The organism is Moraxella macacae 0408225, assembly GCF_000320365.1.
Classification (GTDB): Bacteria; Pseudomonadota; Gammaproteobacteria; order Pseudomonadales; family Moraxellaceae; genus Faucicola; species Faucicola macacae.
The window spans coordinates 435896-453590 of the sequence record NZ_ANIN01000001.1 but is presented as its reverse complement, the minus strand read 5'-3'; the positions used below and the strand labels follow the sequence as shown (position 1 = coordinate 453590).

At 41.1% G+C, this 17695-nt stretch carries 18 protein-coding genes; 9 read left to right on the top strand and 9 right to left on the bottom strand.

The genetic code is table 11. The annotated features are described in order from the left end of the window. Window positions 1–170 precede the first annotated feature (170 nt). A complete protein-coding gene (gene purL / locus MOMA_RS02030) occupies window positions 171–4124 on the top strand; it encodes a phosphoribosylformylglycinamidine synthase (protein ID WP_009766957.1) in 3954 nt (1317 codons plus the stop codon). Window positions 4125–4165: 41 nt separating this feature from the next. Beyond that, the gene (locus MOMA_RS02025) at window positions 4166–5215 is read left to right on the top strand and encodes a DNA cytosine methyltransferase (protein WP_009766956.1); all 1050 of its coding nucleotides are present in this window, start codon (window positions 4166–4168) and stop codon (window positions 5213–5215) included. Between the two features lie 11 nt (window positions 5216–5226). Here the strand turns inward: MOMA_RS02025 and MOMA_RS02020 are convergent, their stop codons facing one another. From MOMA_RS02020 to hisA, 7 genes are all read right to left on the bottom strand, one after another. Beyond that, complete coding sequence (locus tag MOMA_RS02020) at window positions 5227–5592, bottom strand: SirB2 family protein (RefSeq protein ID WP_009766955.1); 366 nt, start codon at window positions 5590–5592, stop codon at window positions 5227–5229. Continuing rightward, a complete protein-coding gene (locus MOMA_RS02015; RefSeq protein ID WP_009766954.1) occupies window positions 5589–5924 on the bottom strand; it encodes a BolA family protein in 336 nt (111 codons plus the stop codon). The genes MOMA_RS02020 and MOMA_RS02015 overlap by 4 nt, the downstream gene beginning before the upstream one ends. A 256-nt stretch (window positions 5925–6180) precedes the next feature. Then, window positions 6181–6561 (bottom strand): 50S ribosomal protein L19, encoded by a 381-nt coding sequence (gene rplS, locus MOMA_RS02010; protein WP_009766953.1) that lies wholly within the window; start codon window positions 6559–6561, stop codon window positions 6181–6183. A gap of 197 nt (window positions 6562–6758) precedes the next feature. Beyond that, the gene (trmD, locus tag MOMA_RS02005; RefSeq protein WP_009766952.1) at window positions 6759–7508 is read right to left on the bottom strand and encodes a tRNA (guanosine(37)-N1)-methyltransferase TrmD; all 750 of its coding nucleotides are present in this window, start codon (window positions 7506–7508) and stop codon (window positions 6759–6761) included. 142 nt (window positions 7509–7650) lie between these two features. Continuing rightward, window positions 7651–8169, bottom strand: a complete 519-nt coding sequence (gene rimM, locus MOMA_RS02000) for a ribosome maturation factor RimM (RefSeq protein WP_009766951.1) — start codon at window positions 8167–8169, stop codon at window positions 7651–7653. A 60-nt stretch (window positions 8170–8229) separates the two neighbouring features. Beyond that, entirely contained in the window at window positions 8230–8487 is a 258-nt protein-coding gene (gene rpsP / locus MOMA_RS01995) for a 30S ribosomal protein S16 (RefSeq protein WP_009766950.1), read from the bottom strand. A 326-nt stretch (window positions 8488–8813) separates the two neighbouring features. After that, window positions 8814–9578: a 1-(5-phosphoribosyl)-5-[(5-phosphoribosylamino)methylideneamino]imidazole-4-carboxamide isomerase gene (gene hisA / locus MOMA_RS01990; RefSeq protein WP_009766949.1), complete on the bottom strand. Its 765-nt coding sequence runs from the start codon at window positions 9576–9578 to the stop codon at window positions 8814–8816. A gap of 282 nt (window positions 9579–9860) precedes the next feature. Between hisA and MOMA_RS01985 the strand changes: the two genes are divergently transcribed. The 6 genes from MOMA_RS01985 to nqrF are packed head-to-tail and all read left to right on the top strand — an operon-like array spanning window position 9861 to window position 15793. Beyond that, window positions 9861–11210 carry a Na(+)-translocating NADH-quinone reductase subunit A gene (locus MOMA_RS01985; RefSeq protein WP_009766948.1) on the top strand — a complete coding sequence of 450 codons (1350 nt, stop codon included), beginning with the start codon at window positions 9861–9863 and terminating at the stop codon, window positions 11208–11210. 3 nt (window positions 11211–11213) lie between these two features. Beyond that, window positions 11214–12431 (top strand): NADH:ubiquinone reductase (Na(+)-transporting) subunit B, encoded by a 1218-nt coding sequence (locus tag MOMA_RS01980; protein WP_009766947.1) that lies wholly within the window; start codon window positions 11214–11216, stop codon window positions 12429–12431. After that, window positions 12418–13227, top strand: a complete 810-nt coding sequence (locus MOMA_RS01975; protein WP_009766946.1) for a Na(+)-translocating NADH-quinone reductase subunit C — start codon at window positions 12418–12420, stop codon at window positions 13225–13227. The genes MOMA_RS01980 and MOMA_RS01975 overlap by 14 nt, the downstream gene beginning before the upstream one ends. A gap of 2 nt (window positions 13228–13229) precedes the next feature. After that, window positions 13230–13928: an NADH:ubiquinone reductase (Na(+)-transporting) subunit D gene (locus MOMA_RS01970; RefSeq protein ID WP_009766945.1), complete on the top strand. Its 699-nt coding sequence runs from the start codon at window positions 13230–13232 to the stop codon at window positions 13926–13928. A gap of 11 nt (window positions 13929–13939) precedes the next feature. After that, entirely contained in the window at window positions 13940–14548 is a 609-nt protein-coding gene (nqrE, locus tag MOMA_RS01965; RefSeq protein WP_009766944.1) for an NADH:ubiquinone reductase (Na(+)-transporting) subunit E, read from the top strand. Between the two features lie 9 nt (window positions 14549–14557). Next, window positions 14558–15793 (top strand): NADH:ubiquinone reductase (Na(+)-transporting) subunit F, encoded by a 1236-nt coding sequence (gene nqrF, locus MOMA_RS01960; protein WP_009766943.1) that lies wholly within the window; start codon window positions 14558–14560, stop codon window positions 15791–15793. Between the two features lie 149 nt (window positions 15794–15942). Here the strand turns inward: nqrF and MOMA_RS01955 are convergent, their stop codons facing one another. Beyond that, window positions 15943–16392: a GatB/YqeY domain-containing protein gene (locus MOMA_RS01955; protein ID WP_009766942.1), complete on the bottom strand. Its 450-nt coding sequence runs from the start codon at window positions 16390–16392 to the stop codon at window positions 15943–15945. 158 nt (window positions 16393–16550) lie between these two features. Then, a complete protein-coding gene (rpsU, locus tag MOMA_RS01950; RefSeq protein ID WP_009766941.1) occupies window positions 16551–16766 on the bottom strand; it encodes a 30S ribosomal protein S21 in 216 nt (71 codons plus the stop codon). 313 nt (window positions 16767–17079) lie between these two features. On the opposite strand from rpsU, the gene MOMA_RS01945 reads away from it, so the two are divergent. Next, window positions 17080–17568 carry a c-type cytochrome gene (locus MOMA_RS01945; protein WP_009766940.1) on the top strand — a complete coding sequence of 163 codons (489 nt, stop codon included), beginning with the start codon at window positions 17080–17082 and terminating at the stop codon, window positions 17566–17568. Window positions 17569–17695: the final 127 nt, after the last annotated feature.

Below are 17695 nucleotides of genomic sequence, written 5' to 3'. Positions count from 1 at the left end.
GATTTTTTATCATACGCCTAAGACTTTAGGAGTAGGCAGCAAAAAGGGTGGCATCAAAATTGCAAACAAAATTGCAAAAAAGCACGCACATCATCAAATTTGGCAAAAAATAATGCTATAATTCATGTATAATAACACTTCACCAAACGCTACCAAAAGGGATACGCCTTATGATGATCATCGCTGGATACCCATTTTTAACCGATTTTCAAAAAAACCAACTGATTGACCGTTTTAACCAAGCTGCCGACTATCAAATTTCTGACATTATTAGCCAACAAGTGTTTGTTTTTTCACAGGCATTAAATGACAATGATCGCAAAAAAGCCCTTGATTTGCTCAATCACGGCGAAGAACAAACCCTTGTTACGCCTGAAAGTGGACAAATACAGTGCATTGTGAGTCCGCGTTTTGGTACGATCAGTCCTTGGGCGAGTAAGGCGGTTGATATTTTTAACAATTGTGGGGTAAACATTGAACGCGTAGAACGAGTTATTGTTTATACGTTGATTGGCAATAATTTACCTAAAACATTGCCACATGACGCAGAGATGATGTTGTACGATCGCATGACTCAAAGTATTGTTACAAATTTGGCACAAGTTAAACAGTTGTTTGACAATCACACGCCTGCACCGCTTCAGCATATTGACGTGTTAAAAGATGGGCGTAAAGCCTTGGAGCAAGCCTGTGTAACTTTTGGTTTTGCTTTGTCGGATCAAGACATGGATTATTTGCTAAATGCCTATGTCAATGATCTAAAACGCAATCCAACCGATGTTGAGTTAATGATGTTTGCTCAAGCCAATTCAGAGCATTGTCGCCACAAGATTTTTAATGCTGGGTGGACAATAGATGGCAAAGTTTGGGAAAAATCTTTGTTTGCTATGATTAAAAACACCTTTCAAAAAAATCCAAATGGTGTTTTGTCGGCTTATAAAGACAATGCCAGTGTGATTCAAGGTTTTGATGGACTGCGTTTTTATCCGTTGTTAAATGAAGAAAACAACCATTTAGAATATGCGTTTCATGCAGAAAAAATTGACATTTTGATGAAAGTAGAAACGCACAATCACCCAACGGCCATTGCACCTTATGCAGGGGCGGCCACAGGTTCTGGTGGTGAAATCCGCGATGAGGGGGCAACTGGGCGTGGCGGTAAACCAAAAGCAGGCCTTACGGGGTTTCACGTGTCGCATTTGCATTTGCCCAACATGCCTGAAAAGTGGGAGCAATCGGGCAACGTTTCTACCAAAGATTATGGCAAGCCCGATCGCATGGCATCGGCATTACAGATTATGACTGAAGCACCACTTGGATCGGCAAATTTTAGCAATGAATTTGGCCGTCCGAATTTAACCGGTTATTTTCGCTCATTTCAGCTTGATTTGTCAAAACAAAAAGACGCAAGTCAAATGCGTGGCTATCACAAACCGATTATGCTCGCGGGAGGTTATGGCAATATCAAACGTGATTTGGTGGAAAAAAATACCATTCAAGCAGGTGATTTGCTGATTGTGTTGGGCGGTCAGGCCATGCAAATTGGACTTGGAGGCGGAGCGGCAAGTTCAGTAGACAGTGGTGATCTTAGCGAGAGTTTGGATTTTGCCAGTGTACAGCGCGATAACGCCGAGATGGAGCGCCGTTGTCAAGAGGTGATTGACAGATGTTGGGCAATGACAAACGATGATGTTGATAACAATCCGATTGTTTCTATTCATGATGTGGGTGCAGGCGGTTTGTCAAATGCTATGCCAGAATTGGTGAATGATCACAAACTTGGAGCGTGGTTGGATTTGCGCAAAGTACCAAGTTTAGAACCCGGAATGTCGCCAATGGCAATTTGGTCAAACGAAGCTCAAGAGCGTTACGTTTTGGCAATTCGTCCGCAACATGCTGAATTGTTTGACAAAATCTGTGAACGCGAACGTTGTCCGTATGCAATTTTGGGGGTTGCAACTCAAACACGCCAATTAAAAGTTGACGATCCGCTGTTAAACACGGACGGAAGCTGTCAACCTGTAGATATGCCACTACAGGTTTTGCTTGGTGGTATGCCAAAAATGCAGCGGTGTTTTAAGCGTTCAATGCCTGATTTAACCGCTTTAAACCTTGAAAACCTTAAGATCGATCAAGCAATTAAAGATGTTTTACGCCACCCTACGGTTGCAAGTAAATCGTTTTTGATTAGCATAGGTGATCGCTCGGTTACAGGCATGATTGTACAAGATCAATATGTTGGACGCTATCAAATACCTGTGGCTGACTGTGCAGTGAGTGCGTCTGCCTTGTTAGCCCTTGAGGGCAAACCGATGACAGGCGAGGCTATGAGTATGGGAGAGCGCACGCCGATCGCCTTGATTAACCCATCTGCGTCGGCTCGTTTGGCGGTTGCTGAAGCCATTACCAATATTGCAGGGGCAAACATTGCTAAGCTTTCTGACATCAGCTTGTCAGCCAATTGGATGGCAGGCTGTGGCGAGGATACAGAAGATCAGGCCTTGTTTGATGCGGTGTATGCAGTGGGTGAAGAGCTATGCCCTGCACTTGGCATTGCCATTCCTGTTGGTAAAGACAGTTTATCCATGCGCACCAATTGGACAGATGAAACCGGTGATAAATCCGTGGTTTCACCGATGAGTTTGATTGTATCTGCGTTTGCACCTGTACAAAATGTGGCAAAAACTTTAACGCCAAATCTTAAAAACAGCGAAAGTGCGTTTTACCGTTTGGATTTGTCAAAAGGCAAATACCGGCTTGGCGGTTCAATTTTAGCCCAAACATTAAGCCAACTTGGTGATGATTGTCCAGATTTGGATAACCCACAAGATTTGATGAATTTTTTTAATTTTATTCAAAAGGCCAATAACCAAAACTTAATTACCGCTTACCATGACATCAGCGACGGCGGTCTTATTGCCACCATTAGCGAAATGCAATTTACCAGTCGTCAAGGCGTTAAGTTGGTGTTAAACGATGCCAATCTTATCGGTCAATTGTTTGCCGAAGAGTTGGGTGCAGTGGTGCAAATTTTGCCTGAACATGTAACGGATTTTGTTGCATTGGCAGAGCAAGCAGGCGTAAGCGAGATGTTAAGTTTAATCGGTCAAAGCATTGAAGAGGACTGTTTGTTTATCCAAACTACAAACCAAACGCTGCGTTTTGATCGTGCCAATTTACAAAAAGAATGGACAAAAGTTAGCTATCATATTGCCAAACATCGTGATAATCCAACTTGTGTCGAGCAAGAATTTGACTTGATTGACGATGCCACACACCAAGGCTTAATTGCTTTTGCCAATTATGATCTAAATCAAGCAATTGAAATGCCTTATGTTAACAGCCGAACTGTCAAGCCAAAAGTGGCAATTTTGCGTGAGCAAGGCGTAAATGGGCATTTGGAGATGGCTGCAGGCTTTGTGCAAGCAGGTTTTGATGCAGTAGATGTGCATATGAGTGATCTGTTGTCTGGGCGTGTCAATTTGCGTGATTTTGATGGGCTTGTGGCGTGTGGTGGTTTTAGTTATGGCGATGTGTTGGGTGCAGGTGCAGGCTGGGCAAAATCGATATTGTTTCACGATGCGTTAAGAATGCAATTTGTACGTTTCTTTGCACGCCCAGAGACTTTTAGTTTGGGCGTGTGTAATGGTTGTCAAATGATGAGTCAGCTAAAAGATTTAATTCCCGGTGCTCAAAATTTTCCGCGTTTTATTGCCAATCAATCAGCACGTTTTGAGGCACGTACAGTGAATGTCAAAGTGGAACGCACCAAATCTGTGTTGTTAAAAGGCATGCAAGACAGTATTTTGCCAATTGCAGTGGCACACGGTGAAGGTTATGCAGCCTTAAGCGACAACGACATTGCAGGCATGAAAGCCCACGGTCAAATTGCCCTTTGCTATGTAGACAGCCACGGCAAGCCAACCGAACATTATCCACTCAATCCAAACGGATCGCCACAAGGGATCACAGGCATATGCAGCACCGATGGGCGTGTAACCTTGATGATGCCACACCCAGAGCGTACACTAAAAGCCTACAATCATTCGTGGAAGCCGGACAGTTGGGATAAAGACGGAGCTTGGTTGAGACTGTTTAGAAATGCCAGAGCATTTTTAAGATAACCTTAAAAATAGCAATAAGATAAAGAACAATAAGATAAAGCATGCAATTAAATAACCAACGTTTTATTGATTTATTTGCAGGGATCGGCGGTTTTCATACCGCTTTGGCCTCTTTTGGAGCAAAGTGCGTTTTTGCTTGCGAGTGGGATATGCATGCCAGCAAAACCTATCATGCCAATTATGGTATTTTGCCTTTTGGTGACATTACCAAAATTGACGAGGCTGCCATACCTGCTCATCATATCTTGTGTGCAGGTTTTCCTTGTCAAGCCTTTAGCATTTCTGGCAAACAGCAAGGTTTTGACGATGTGCGTGGTACGTTGTTTTTTGAAATTGCACGCATTGTCAAACATCATCAGCCAAAACTGATTTTATTAGAAAATGTTAAAAATTTTATTAAACATAATAACCAAAATACCCTAAAAACGGTGTTAAAAATCCTTGATGAACTGAATTATCAAGTGTTTTATCAAGTGCTAAACGCTTCTGATTTTGGTTTGCCACAAAACCGAGAACGGGTGTATTTTGTCTGTTTTCGTAAAGATATTTTTAACGGTAAATTTAGTTTTCCACAAAAAATCAGTCAATCCGTTGCTTTGCAGGATTTTTTACAACCAAATCCTAGCGATGCCAAAATCGTCATGCGTGATGATATGATTTTTAACAAAGATTTTAAGCCTAATCGGGATATGTTTGGCAATGTTATTTTGCCAAATCGTCCCATTCAGATTGGCATTGTCAATAAAGGCGGACAAGGCGAACGCATTTATCATACGTTGGGGCATGCAATTACCTTATCGGCGTATGGTGGCGGTGTTGGGTCAAAAACAGGCCTGTATAAAGTCGGTGATACGGTGCGAAAACTTAGTCCAAGGGAATGTGCTAGAATTCAAGGTTTTGATGACAATTTTAAAATCATCTCAAGTTCAGCACAAGCCTATCAACAATTTGGCAATAGTGTTGCGGTGAACGTGCTCAAGGCGATTTTAGCCCAAATTGAAAAAACATCGGTATTGGCATATTTTCGTGATGATTTGGCAGCCAAGCAGTCTATGTTGTCGTCATTATCTGGTTTATCAAAACTTGCTTGATTTTCATTTTTTTAAAACAAGTTCATCGGTTTTAGTAAAGCCAGTGCAATAATGCCAATATACGCCACCGCTGAGATACACATACCGGCTCGTGCTTGTGGGGCTTTGGTGCTTAGACGCGTGGCTTTGATCGTTGCAGAAACCGCCACAATGAGCAACACGATTTTTGCCAATATAAAATGTGGCAATCCGACCACTTTTATCAAAGGCAACAACTGCAAAACCCCTGTAATCAGCAACAAAAAATAAATCACATGAACTGCAATTTTTAGGGATTTTGTGGCAAGTTGTGCGTTTTTGTTTTGAAAAACCAACACAAACTGATAAACAAAAATTGCCACTGTAATGCTTGCCATGAGCATATGAAAATGTTTCATGCACCGCCCTTGTTGTGTCCTGCACAGGCGGGACTTTTTGGAGCTTGTGCTGTCTCTTGCCACTCGATCGGCGTGTAAGCATGAATTGCAAGAGCGTGAATTTTGCCACCGCCTTGGGAAAGTAGGTTATTTACGGCGTCATAAACAAGCTGATGTCGTTTTACCAAGCGTTGATTGGCAAATGCATCGCTAACTATGATAAGTTTAAAATGACTTTCTTTGCCAGCAAAATAATTGGCATGATTCATACTTTCGTTTTTTAATTCAACAAAAGTTGGGTTTAAAACTTGAATGCTTTGGGTTAATGCATCGGCAATCGGCGTGGTTGACATGTTTTTTCCAAAAATAAATGTATGACGAACAATCGGTTAAAATTTTAACATATCTTTGATAAGTTTAGAATTGTTCATTTGGTTATGACAAAAATATACAGCACTTTGGCTTCACATTAGGTACAATCCTACAAAAAGCCCAATCTTACTAACAGACTGGGCTTGTCTTTTTGGTATACCGCACGGCTAAAAATCGTTGCTAAATTTACAACATAAATTTACAACATAAACTACAACAAGTTGTAGGCTTTTTTTCTTAGGCTTCGGTGGTTGCTTTACGATATGACAATTTTTCTTTAATACGAGCAGATTTGCCTGAACGATCACGCAAGTAGTAGAGTTTTGCACGACGCACATCACCACGGCGTTTCACTTCAATGCTTGCAATCAAGGGCGAGTGTGTTTGGAATGCACGTTCAACACCAACGCCACTTGAGATTTTACGCACGGTGAACGCTGAATTTAAACCACGGTTGCGTTTTGCGATAACCACACCTTCAAACGCTTGCAGGCGCTCACGATCGCCCTCACGCACTTTTACTTGCACAACAACTGTATCACCAGGGGCAAATGCAGGCACGTCAGTTTTTAATTGTTTGTTTTCAATTTCTTGAACCAATGGGTGTTTATTACTCATGAGAACTTCCTCATTTTAGGGGGATATAGGCTGATAGCACGTTAAGTTTATAGCGTTTTCAATTGCTAAATACCTAAATACCTAAATACCTAAATATCTAAATGCATTGTGCTAAATACACATTGTGCTAAATCGCATGTTCCCCGTTAATTTTTTGTGTATGACACACGTTCATCATATCCGTCAAGTGGATAACTCTATGGGTTATCCGATAACTTGGCATCGGCTAACCATTGTTGTTGCTGTTTATTGGGTTTAAAAGCATGCCACAAATCAGGGCGACGGTTTTTGGTGCGACAAACTTGCTCAATAAATCGCCATTTGGCAATATTGGCATGATGTCCTGACAATAACACATCGGGTATGGTTTTGCCCTCAAAATTAACAGGTTTTGTATATTGTGGGCAATCTAACAACCCATCTACAAACGAGTCTTGCACCGCCGATAATTCATCGCCCATCACATCAGGCAAGCGTCTTATCAAGCTGTCTATTAATACCATAGCTGGCAACTCACCGCCTGTTAACACATAATCACCAATAGAGCACTCAATGTCGACATAATTGGCAATCAAGCGTTCATCAATGCCTTCATAACGTCCACACAACAAAATCAAACCGTCATACTGGCAAAAGTCAAGCACCGCCTTTTCGTTGAGGGTTTTTCCTTGTGGGGATAAATACACCACAGGACAGTTTTTGCCACGTTGAGCTGCTTGGTTTTTGGCAAACACAATTGCTTTTTGCAAAGGTTTTGCCATCATGACCATACCAGGACCGCCCCCAAAAGGACGTTCATCAATCCGTCGATAATTGTCAGTGGTGAAATCTCTTGGATTGATACGCAAAATTTCAGCTTGTTGTCGAGCAATTGCCCGCCCTGTAATGCCATATTGGCAAACGCTGTCAAACATTTCTGGTAAAATGCTAATCACTGCAAAAAACATTCACTTGCACCAATATTTGAGTGTATTGACATTTGAGTGTATTGACCATCAAATTGCATTGACAAAGTGCGTTTACAAAATGTATTGACAATGCATCACGCACACATAAATGCATCACGCACACGCAATTGGTATCACGCAACTAATAATCAGCACCCCAATCTACCGTTATTATTTGTTCGGCTAAATTGACTGCCAAAATTGTTTGTTTATGCCAAGGAATTAAGCGTTTTTCGTCATCTACGCTGTCATCGGTTGGTTCGACCACCATAATAGCGTGAGCGCCTGTTTCAAACAGTTCTTTGACATATCCTAAAACCACATTGTCTGTTTGGCTTTTTACCGTTAAACCGACCAAATCCGCCCAATAATACTCATCTTCTGCCAAACCACTTAAATGCTGTCTATCCGCCCACAAAGTTACACCAAACATGGTTTCAGCAACATTGCGACAGGTAATTTCATTCAGCTGTACCACATAGCCTTTGCCCTGCGATCGCCAATTTTTTACCGTTAGGGTTTTTTCACCCAACGCGGTTTTTATGATCCAAGGTTGCATGGCAAATATCGCTTCACGATCTTCGGTATAACTAAATAACCATAGCCAACCTTGAATGCCATAAGGTTTTTTTAGTTCACCGATTTTTATCAGGTTATCCATGATTGTACCGTTTTGCGTATCAAGTTAGCATTTAATGTTAGTGGCATTTGGTATGGTGATTTACGCTTGGGCTTGTTCTTTTTTGTAGGCTTTAAACAAAGATTTTACGCGATCAGTTGGTTGCGCACCTTTGTTAATCCAAGCTTCGTAAGTTTCAACATCAATGCGAACAGGGGTTTCTTGGCCTTGTGCGATTGGGTTGAAAAAACCGATGTTTTCAATATAACGACCATCACGAGGGCTGCGTGAGTCGGTTACCACGATTTGATAAAATGGGCGTTTCTTTGCACCGCCCCGTGCTAAACGGATAACTACCATAATGTTTTCCTATTAAAGGTAAAATTTAGAGGCTAAAAATCTGTTTAAAAACCAATTTAAAACTAAATTGAGTTTAACTAAATTGAGTTTAACTAAATTGAGTTTAACTAAATTGAGTTTAACTAAATTGAGTTTAACTAAATTGGATTTAAAAACAGGATAAAGACCCAAACTTGTGTATTTTTTGCTGTGAAAATCAGTTTACACCGTTTAGGTACACCAAAAAGGACAATATTTTAACATATTTTTTAATAAATCACTAGGTTTTTATTAATCAATGTTTTTTATTAAACAGTGTTTTTATTAAAAATCTGGCATTTGAATATTTAGTTGTCAAGCAACACTTGGGCGGAGGCAATGTCCAAAGTGCCTTCATAAATTGCACGCCCCGTGATAATCCCTTCTAAATACGCACCATACGGTTTTAGATTTTCAATGTCTTGCAAATCGGTTACTCCACCTGATGCAATCACAGGCAATTGGCTGTATTTTGCCAAATTAACCGTTTGTTCTACGTTTACGCCTTGCATCATGCCATCACGAGCGATGTCTGTGTACACAATAGATGACACGCCTGCATCGGCAAAACGTTTGCCAAGATCGCAGGCTTTTATGTCAGTTACATTAGCCCAACCGTGGGTTGCTACATAGCCGTTTTTGGCATCAATGCCAACGATGATATGTCCTGAAAATTCTTGACAGGCTTGTTCTACAAATTTTGGATCTTCTACGGCTTTTGTGCCAATGATAATATAGGTTAAGCCCGCTTCTAAATAATGACGAATGGTGTCTAAGCTGCGCACACCGCCGCCAAGTTGAATGGGTAGATTTGGGTGTGCTTTGGCAATGGCTGTTACCACCTCTTTATGCACAGGAATGCCATCAAATGCACCGTTTAAATCCACCAAATGCAAACGCCTTGCTCCTTCATGCACCCAGCGGTTTGCAATAGCCACAGGATCATCACCAAACACGGTGTCATCTTCCATACGCCCTTGTTTTAAACGCACGCATTTGCCATCTTTTAAGTCAATAGCAGGAATGATTAACGTGGGTTTTAAAATGGGTTTTGTGGTTAATTTTTCGTTCATAAAAAGATATCCTTTTGTTAAAAAAAGTAAAAAATAAATATTTTGGCAAACTTTTGTCAATTTTCTTACAAAAAAATGATGTTTTGTGTAAAAGAAAAGCTATATTTGCTAGAATTTTTGCATAATTTTACCGTATAATGTTTGGTTAGGTAATATTTTTTTATTAAACTGATACAAAATAGAAAAGTTTTTGCTTTTGATGTTTGTCTTAGTGTTATGTGGCATGTTTTTATGTAACATAATATTATTTTTGGACTTTTTTTCAAAATAAGAAGATTGCTTATGATTACCATCAAAAAGGGGCTAGATATCCCCATTAGTGGCTCGCCAAGTAGCAATAGTAGCGACATTAGCCAGTTTAATCCCAAGCACGTTGCACTCATTGGTTATGACTATATCGGTATGAAACCATCTATGCTTGTGCAAGAAGGTGATACCGTTGCCAAAGGACAGGCGGTTTTTACCGATAAAAAACGCCAAGGCGTGGTGTTTACTGCACCTGCATCGGGGCGTGTGGTTGCGGTTAATCGTGGCGAGCGTCGCGTATTTGAAAGCCTTGTTATCGAGGTTGATAATAGCATTGCAACCAAAAAATTTGGACAATATCCGTCAGATGAATTAGCCAAACTACCGCGTGAAAGTGTGGTTGACCAGTTGGTTGAGTCGGGTGAGTGGACGGCATTTCGTACACGTCCGTTTAGTCGTACCCCTGAAGTTGACAGTACTCCTGTGGCGATTTTTGTGAATATGATGGATACCAACCCACTGGCTTTTGATCCGATGCTGATGATAAAAGAAGAGCAGCAGGCGTTTGATGATGGGCTTACCGTGCTATCACGTTTGACCGACAAGGTTTTTGTGTGTCATGAAGCCTGTGCTGATGTGGCAAAAGTAACGTTGCCAAATGTCAGTTATCACGGTTTTCAAGGCGTGCACCCTGCAGGATTGTCAGGGACTCACATTCACTTTTTGCGACCTGTTGGGCGTGGGGTAACCGTGTGGACGATTGGTTATCAAGATGTGATTGCATTTGGTAAACTGTTTACCACAGGCGAGCTTTATACCGTGCGTATGCTAAGTTTGGCAGGGCCTGCAGTCAATAAACCGCGCTTGATTGTTACTGATCGCGGTGCAAGTTTGAGTGAACTTACGCACAACGAATTGGCCGAAGGTGATAACCGTGTCATTTCAGGTTCGGTGCTGTCAGGACGAAAAGCGGTCGATACCGTGGACTTTTTGGGGCGTTTTCATTATCAAGTATCGGTATTGGCAGAAGGACACGAACGCCCTGCCATGCACTTTTTTACCCTTGGCAAAAATCGTTTTTCGGTGATGCCAATTTATTTATCTCAATTTTTTAAAGACAAAAAATTTAACATGACCACCAGTACCAACGGTTCGCCTCGTGCGATGGTACCAATTGGCAGTTATGAAAAAGTGATGCCATTGGATATTTTGGCAACACAGTTGTTGCGTGCGATTATTGTGGAAGATATCTTGGTAGCAGAAGATTTGGGCGTGCTTGAGTTAGATGAAGAAGATTTGGCCTTGTGTACGTTTGTAAGTCCTGGTAAATACGAGTTTGGTGATATTTTGCGCGACAATCTAACACGCATTGAACAGGAGGGCTAAACATTGAAATTTATTCATGATATGTTTGACAAGGCTGAGCCGCATTTTACACATGGTGGTAAGTATGAAAAATACTTTGCTGTGTTTGAGATGTTTGACACGTTTTTTCGTCAGCCTGCAAACAAAAGTTACAGTGCATCGCATGTGCGTGATGGGATTGACTTAAAACGCATTATGATTACTGTGTGGTTGTGTGCATTTCCTGCAATGTTTTGGGGCATGTACAACACAGGGCATCAAGCACTGATGGCAATGGCAAAAACAGGTGCAACCGCTTCTGGTTGGCGAACCATTATTACCGATCTGTTTGGTTATAATGCAGAGAGTATTTTGGCCAGTTTTGCTTATGGGGCGATGCAATTTTTACCGATTTATATCGTAACTTTTGTTGTGGGGATTTTTTGGGAGACTGTGTTTGCTGTTTATCGCAAACATGAAGTCAACGAGGGTTTTTTCGTTACCTCTATTTTGTTTGCATTAACTTTGCCAGCCAGCATTCCGCTATGGCAAGTGGCACTTGGAATTACTTTTGGGGTTGTGGTTGCCAAAGAGGTGTTTGGCGGTACGGGTAAAAACTTTCTTAATCCTGCATTGGCAGGGCGGGCGTTTTTGTATTTTGCGTATCCTGCAAGCATTTCAGGCGATGCAGTATGGGCGGCGGTAGATGGTTATACAGGGGCTACACCTTTAGGGCAGTCTGCAATTGGCACAATGTCTCATGCGTTTAACAATGGTTTTGATCAAACGTTAACCTGGGCGAATGCGTTTTTGGGCAACATGCAAGGTTCTGTTGGTGAAGTATCGACCTTGGCAATTTTGATCGGTGCAGTGGGTTTATTGTGGACAAAAATTGCCTCGTGGCGAATTATGGCAGGCGTGATGGTTGGTATGATAGCCACAAGTTTGTTGTTTAACATCTTTGGCAATCCAAACAATGCACTACAGATGATGCCGTTTTGGTGGCATTTTGTGCTTGGTGGTTTTGCATTTGGCATGGTGTTTATGGCAACCGATCCTGTTTCGGCTGCGATGACGAATGTCGGACGTTGGTGGTATGGGATTTTAATTGGGTTTATGACGGTAATTATACGCGTGATTAATCCAGCCTTCCCAGAGGGCATTATGCTTGCGATTTTATTTGCCAACTTGTTCGCGCCGCTTTTTGATTACTTTGTTACTCAAGCCAATATCAAACGGAGAAAACGTTATGTCCAGCAATAAAGATAGCAATGTACGCACGATTGTGGTGGCATTTGTATTGTGCTTGGTGTGTTCTATTTTGGTGTCTGTGGCTGCAATTGCGATGAAACCACAACAAACCAAAAACATTGAAACCGATCGCAACAAAAATATTTTGATGGCGGCCAATTTATTTGATCCAACCAAAGACAGTGTCGATGATGTACAAACGCGTTTTCAAAATGTTGAGGTTAGATTGATTGACATGCAAAAAGGTACATTTGCAACCGATGAAGAACTCAAATCCGCCAATATTAACGATGTTAATACTTACGATGTGGTCAAAGCATCAAAAGACACAAGCACCAACATTGATTTAAAGGGCAATGATCCCGCTCGTGTTGGGGCATTGCCAAAATATGCCAAAGTTTATTTGTTAAATGATGAACAAGGCAACTTAAAAAATGTGATCTTACCCATTAATGGCTATGGACTTTGGGGGCAGATTTACGGTTTTTTAACCCTTAAAAATGACATTAATACCATTGAGGGCATTAGTTTTTACCAACATAAAGAAACCCCAGGGCTTGGTGCTTTGATTGAAGAGCCAAAATGGCGAGCTTTATGGACGGACAAAAAAGCCTATGATGATAGCGGTAAGGTTGTAACTGGTGTGGTAAAATCAGGCTCACCAAAACCTACGCCTAACTATGTTGATGGCATTACGGGGGCTTCCATTACCAGCAGTGGTGTGAATAATATGATCCAGTTTTGGTTGGGGGAGCGTGGTTATAAGCCCTTTTTAGACAATCTGCGTAATACCAAACAAGGGGGTTAATCATGGCAAACGATCTAAAGAAAATTTTGACAACGCCAATCGTTCAAAACAACCCAATTGCTGTGCAAGTATTGGGTATTTGTTCAGCATTGGCAGTAACGATTAGTATTAAAAATGCCTTAGTTATGGGTATTGCATTGACATTGGTTACGGCATTTTCAAGCTTTTTCATTTCTATTTTGCGCAATAAAATTCCGTCCAGTATTCGTATTATTGTACAAATGGTGGTCATTGCATCGCTTGTTATTGTGGTTGATCAGGTGTTAAAAGCATTGCTTTATGAAGTGAGTAAAGCATTGTCGGTTTTTATTGGTCTGATTATCACCAACTGTATTGTGATGGGGCGTGCTGAGGCTTTTGCAATGAGTAATCCGCCTGTGCCAAGTTTTTTAGATGGCTTGGGTAATGGGCTGGGTTATTCGGTTTTGCTGTTTTTGGTGGCGGTTGTGCGTGAGTTTTTTGGCAATGGTTCGTTGTTTGACATTCAGATTTTACAAAAAGTAACCGATGGTGGTTGGTATGTGCCAAATGGTTTGTTGTTATTGCCTCCATCGGCGTTTTTTGTGATTGCACTGTTTATTGCCTTGTTGCGTATGCGTCAAAAACAGCATATTGAACCTGCTGAATTTGTCATGAAACCACAATCTAAAGCAATGTTGCATACCGCTTGCGATCCGCATCGTGATAAAAGTGGCAAATAAGGAGTTGGATAATGGAACATTATATTAGTTTATTTATTACGTCTGTCTTTATCCAAAATATGGCATTGGCATACTTTTTTGGTATGTGTACTTTTATTGCTGTGTCAAAAAAAGTGTCAACGGCCTTGGGGCTTGGTATTGCCGTTGTGGTGGTTATGGGCATTACCGTGCCTTTGAACAATTTGTTATACCAATATTTGTTAAAAGATGGCGCATTGGCTTGGGCGGGTTTTCCAAACACGGATTTAAGTTTTCTGGGTTTTTTAAGCTATATTGCTTTAATTGCAGCGGTTGTGCAGATCATGGAGATGTTTTTGGACAAATTCATGCCAAGTTTGTATAACGCTTTGGGGATTTTCTTGCCACTGATTACGGTTAACTGCGCGATTATGGGTGGTGTGCTGTTTATGGTTGAGCGTGATTATAACTTTAGCGAGTCGTTGGTTTATGGCTTTAGTTCAGGGCTTGGTTGGGCATTGGCAATTACGGCAATGGCGGGCATCCGCGAAAAACTAAAATACTCTGATGTGCCTGCACCGTTGCGTGGACTTGGCATTACGTTTATCACCGCAGGGCTTATGGCTTTAGGCTTTATGTCTTTTGGTGGTATGTCATTATAAGGAGGCGCTATGCAATTTGCAACTGTATTTGGTGGCGTTGCCATGTTCACAGTTATCATCATGAGCTTTGTGGCGGTCATTTTGGTCGCACGTGGCAAGCTTGTGAACACAGGTAAAGTCAACATTAATATTAATGAAAATCCTGACAACAACATTTCGGTGGAAGCAGGGGGTAAATTGTTACAAACCCTTGCATCTGAAGGGATTTTTTTGTCGTCAGCGTGTGGCGGTGGCGGTACATGTGGCCAGTGTCGCTGTAAGGTAATTTCAGGCGGTGGTGATATTTTACCAACCGAAGAGGGGCATTTTACCCAAGGCGAAATTCGTGATAATATGCGCCTTGCTTGCCAAGTGGCGGTCAAACAAGACATGGCAATTGAAATTGATCCTGAATTTTTTGATGTTAAAAAGTGGGAGTGTGAGGTTGTTTCTAATGACAATGTTGCAACTTTTATCAAAGAATTGGTGCTTAAAATTCCAGAGGGCGAAGAGGTTAATTTCCGTGCAGGCGGCTATGTACAACTTGAAGCCCCACCGCATGAGGTGAACTACAAAGATTTTGTCATTGACAAAGAATATCACGAAGATTGGGATAAATTTAACCTTTGGCAATATGTCTCAAAAGTAGAAGAACCTGTTATCCGAGCCTATTCTATGGCAAATTATCCTGATGAAAAAGGCATCATCAAATTTAATATCCGTATTGCAAGTCCACCACCGCGTGGCGGCGAGGGCATTCCACCTGGCAAAATGTCATCGTGGGTATTTAGCCTAAAACCGGGTGATAAAGTTACTGTATCTGGGCCTTATGGTGAATTTTTTGCCAAAGAAACCAAAAACGAGATGATTTTTATTGGCGGTGGAGCAGGCATGGCACCGATGCGTTCGCATATTTTTGACCAATTAAAACGGCTCAATTCAGATCGCAAAATCAGCTTTTGGTATGGTGCAAGAAGCAAACGTGAAATGTTCTATGTGGAAGATTACGACGGTTTGCAAGAAAAATTTGACAATTTTGAGTGGCATGTTGCACTTTCCGATCCGATGCCGGAGGATAACTGGGACGGTTACACAGGCTTTATTCATAATGTACTTTATGAAGAATATCTAAAAGATCACCCAGCTCCAGAAGATTGCGAGTTTTATATGTGTGGGCCACCTGTGATGAATGATGCGGTTATCAAAATGCTCAAATCGTTGGGTGTGGAAGATGAAAACATCATGCTTGATAATTTTGGTGGTTAAGTGTGGCGGTTGATTAAGACAGCCTTTACAAAAACCCAACAACTGTGTTGGGTTTTTTTAGTGTCAATGCAAAAAATATCAATTGCAAAAAATTGTAAAATCTACCTACAATCCGTTTAACAATTGTTTAATGAATTTGTTTAATGAATTTAGCCTTGTAAGGCTTGTTTTACCAGTTTTGAAATAATTGCTGGATCGGCACGCCCTGCAGTTTGTGCTTTTAATGCATTCATGACGCTGCCCATTTGTTGCATGGACGTTGCTCCTTGCTTGCTAATTTCAGCATTTACCAAGGCTGTGATGTCATCTTCGCTCATTGCTTGTGGCAAAAATTCGCTGATAATATCAATTTCAAACTGTTCTTTTTGTGCCAAATCTTCGCGGCCATTGGCGGTAAAAATTGCCAATGATTCTTGACGTTGTTTGGTTTGTTTTTGTAAAATCTCAAGCACCCCTGTATCATCAAGTGTCATTTGACGATCAATTTCAATTTGTTTGATGACTGCTTGCACATTGCGCAATACTTTTACTTTTTCTAGTTCGCGAGCTTTCATGGCGGTTTTTAGCGTGTCGTTTAAGGCGTTTTTTAAGGCGGACATTTTGATTTCCTTTTTTGGCAATTTTGGTTTTTGTTGGGTTTGTCAATAAAAAAACCACTTTAAAAAGTGGCTTTTGTCATCTTAAGATAAAATTTAGCTATGAGTTAAACGTATAAATTAAAACGTATAAGTCAAACGGTTGAAACCATCAAGCCAAATTAGTAAAGACGCGTGGTGCGGATAGATTCACGAGATACTTTCTTTTTGTAACGTTTTACCGCGGCCGCTTTTTTGCGTTTACGCTCTTGCGTGGGTTTTTCGTAAAATTCGTGTTTGCGAACATCTGCTAAAATGCCTGCTTTTTCACACGCACGTTTAAAACGGCGGATAGCGATATCAACCGGTTCGTTTTCTTTTACCTTAACTGCTGGCATGAAGACTCCTTTAAGTCTAATAAAGTTTATGGCAAGGATCATTAATCTGGCTGTATCGTAAGTTATTTAGCCTTGTGTGCCAACAAGGCATCAGCTTCAGATTAGGATAAAATAAAAACTATAGCATTTTTGTTAAAAAAAGTCAATATTTTTCATGATTTTAGCGGTTGTTGCCAAGTTTTTTTGTTTTTTGCTGAAAAATCCTTTTCAAGAATAGGGTTTTAAGGTTACAATGCTGTAACGCGTTAAAAAAAGTGCTATAATAAGTCAAGTTTAACAGCCAACCGCTAACATCTTTTTCGAGGATACCAACATGGCACCAAAATTACCCATTGTAATGGCAAGTTTTTTGGCAGTGAGTCTGACCTTAACCGCTTGTAGCAAGCACGATCACGATACCGCCCACCATGCCACCGAAGACATTGCTGCTGAGCAAGGCGAGATCGCTCGTGCAAACAATCCACCTCCACAAGCCAAAGAACCTGCAACACCGATTGCATCGGTTGCTGCACCTACAGCTCCAAAAAACGAAACCGCGACCGCAAACGATGGTTCAGTGGGTGAAAAACTCTACAACACCACATGTAAAACTTGCCATGACACAGGTGTGTTAGGTGCACCAAAAACTGGCGATAAAGCCAACTGGGCACCACGCATTGCACAAGGTAAAGACATACTTTATAAACACGCCATTGAAGGATTTACGGGCAAATCAGGCACAATGCCACCAAAAGGCACAAGCACCGCCCCTGATGCCGATATTAAAGCCGCTGTTGATTATATGGTACAAAAAAATAGCTGATATTGGGCGGTTTTGTTTTTTTGTCAAACCAGTTCAACTTGAGCTGGTTTTTTTTGGCAAAAATTAAAGCATGCAAAAACTTGGGTTTTTGTTTTTGTGATTGTAATTTTATATTTGTAATTGCAAT

What these genes read in the sequence shown, in the direction of transcription:
- nqrF (WP_009766943.1), top strand. Translation starts at nt 14,558, where the DNA reads ATGCAATTTGCAACTGTATTTGGTGGCGTTGCCATGTTCACAGTTATC.
- MOMA_RS02015 (WP_009766954.1), bottom strand. Translation starts at nt 5,924, where the DNA reads ATGTCAACCACGCCGATTGCCGATGCATTAACCCAAAGCATTCAAGTT.
- MOMA_RS01975 (WP_009766946.1), top strand. Translation starts at nt 12,418, where the DNA reads ATGTCCAGCAATAAAGATAGCAATGTACGCACGATTGTGGTGGCATTT.
- nqrE (WP_009766944.1), top strand. Translation starts at nt 13,940, where the DNA reads ATGGAACATTATATTAGTTTATTTATTACGTCTGTCTTTATCCAAAAT.
- purL (WP_009766957.1), top strand. Translation starts at nt 171, where the DNA reads ATGATGATCATCGCTGGATACCCATTTTTAACCGATTTTCAAAAAAAC.
- hisA (WP_009766949.1), bottom strand. Translation starts at nt 9,578, where the DNA reads ATGAACGAAAAATTAACCACAAAACCCATTTTAAAACCCACGTTAATC.
- MOMA_RS01985 (WP_009766948.1), top strand. Translation starts at nt 9,861, where the DNA reads ATGATTACCATCAAAAAGGGGCTAGATATCCCCATTAGTGGCTCGCCA.
- rpsP (WP_009766950.1), bottom strand. Translation starts at nt 8,487, where the DNA reads ATGGTAGTTATCCGTTTAGCACGGGGCGGTGCAAAGAAACGCCCATTT.
- rplS (WP_009766953.1), bottom strand. Translation starts at nt 6,561, where the DNA reads ATGAGTAATAAACACCCATTGGTTCAAGAAATTGAAAACAAACAATTA.
- rimM (WP_009766951.1), bottom strand. Translation starts at nt 8,169, where the DNA reads ATGGATAACCTGATAAAAATCGGTGAACTAAAAAAACCTTATGGCATT.
- MOMA_RS02025 (WP_009766956.1), top strand. Translation starts at nt 4,166, where the DNA reads ATGCAATTAAATAACCAACGTTTTATTGATTTATTTGCAGGGATCGGC.
- rpsU (WP_009766941.1), bottom strand. Translation starts at nt 16,766, where the DNA reads ATGCCAGCAGTTAAGGTAAAAGAAAACGAACCGGTTGATATCGCTATC.
- MOMA_RS02020 (WP_009766955.1), bottom strand. Translation starts at nt 5,592, where the DNA reads ATGAAACATTTTCATATGCTCATGGCAAGCATTACAGTGGCAATTTTT.
- MOMA_RS01945 (WP_009766940.1), top strand. Translation starts at nt 17,080, where the DNA reads ATGGCACCAAAATTACCCATTGTAATGGCAAGTTTTTTGGCAGTGAGT.
- MOMA_RS01955 (WP_009766942.1), bottom strand. Translation starts at nt 16,392, where the DNA reads ATGTCCGCCTTAAAAAACGCCTTAAACGACACGCTAAAAACCGCCATG.
- MOMA_RS01970 (WP_009766945.1), top strand. Translation starts at nt 13,230, where the DNA reads ATGGCAAACGATCTAAAGAAAATTTTGACAACGCCAATCGTTCAAAAC.
- trmD (WP_009766952.1), bottom strand. Translation starts at nt 7,508, where the DNA reads ATGTTTTTTGCAGTGATTAGCATTTTACCAGAAATGTTTGACAGCGTT.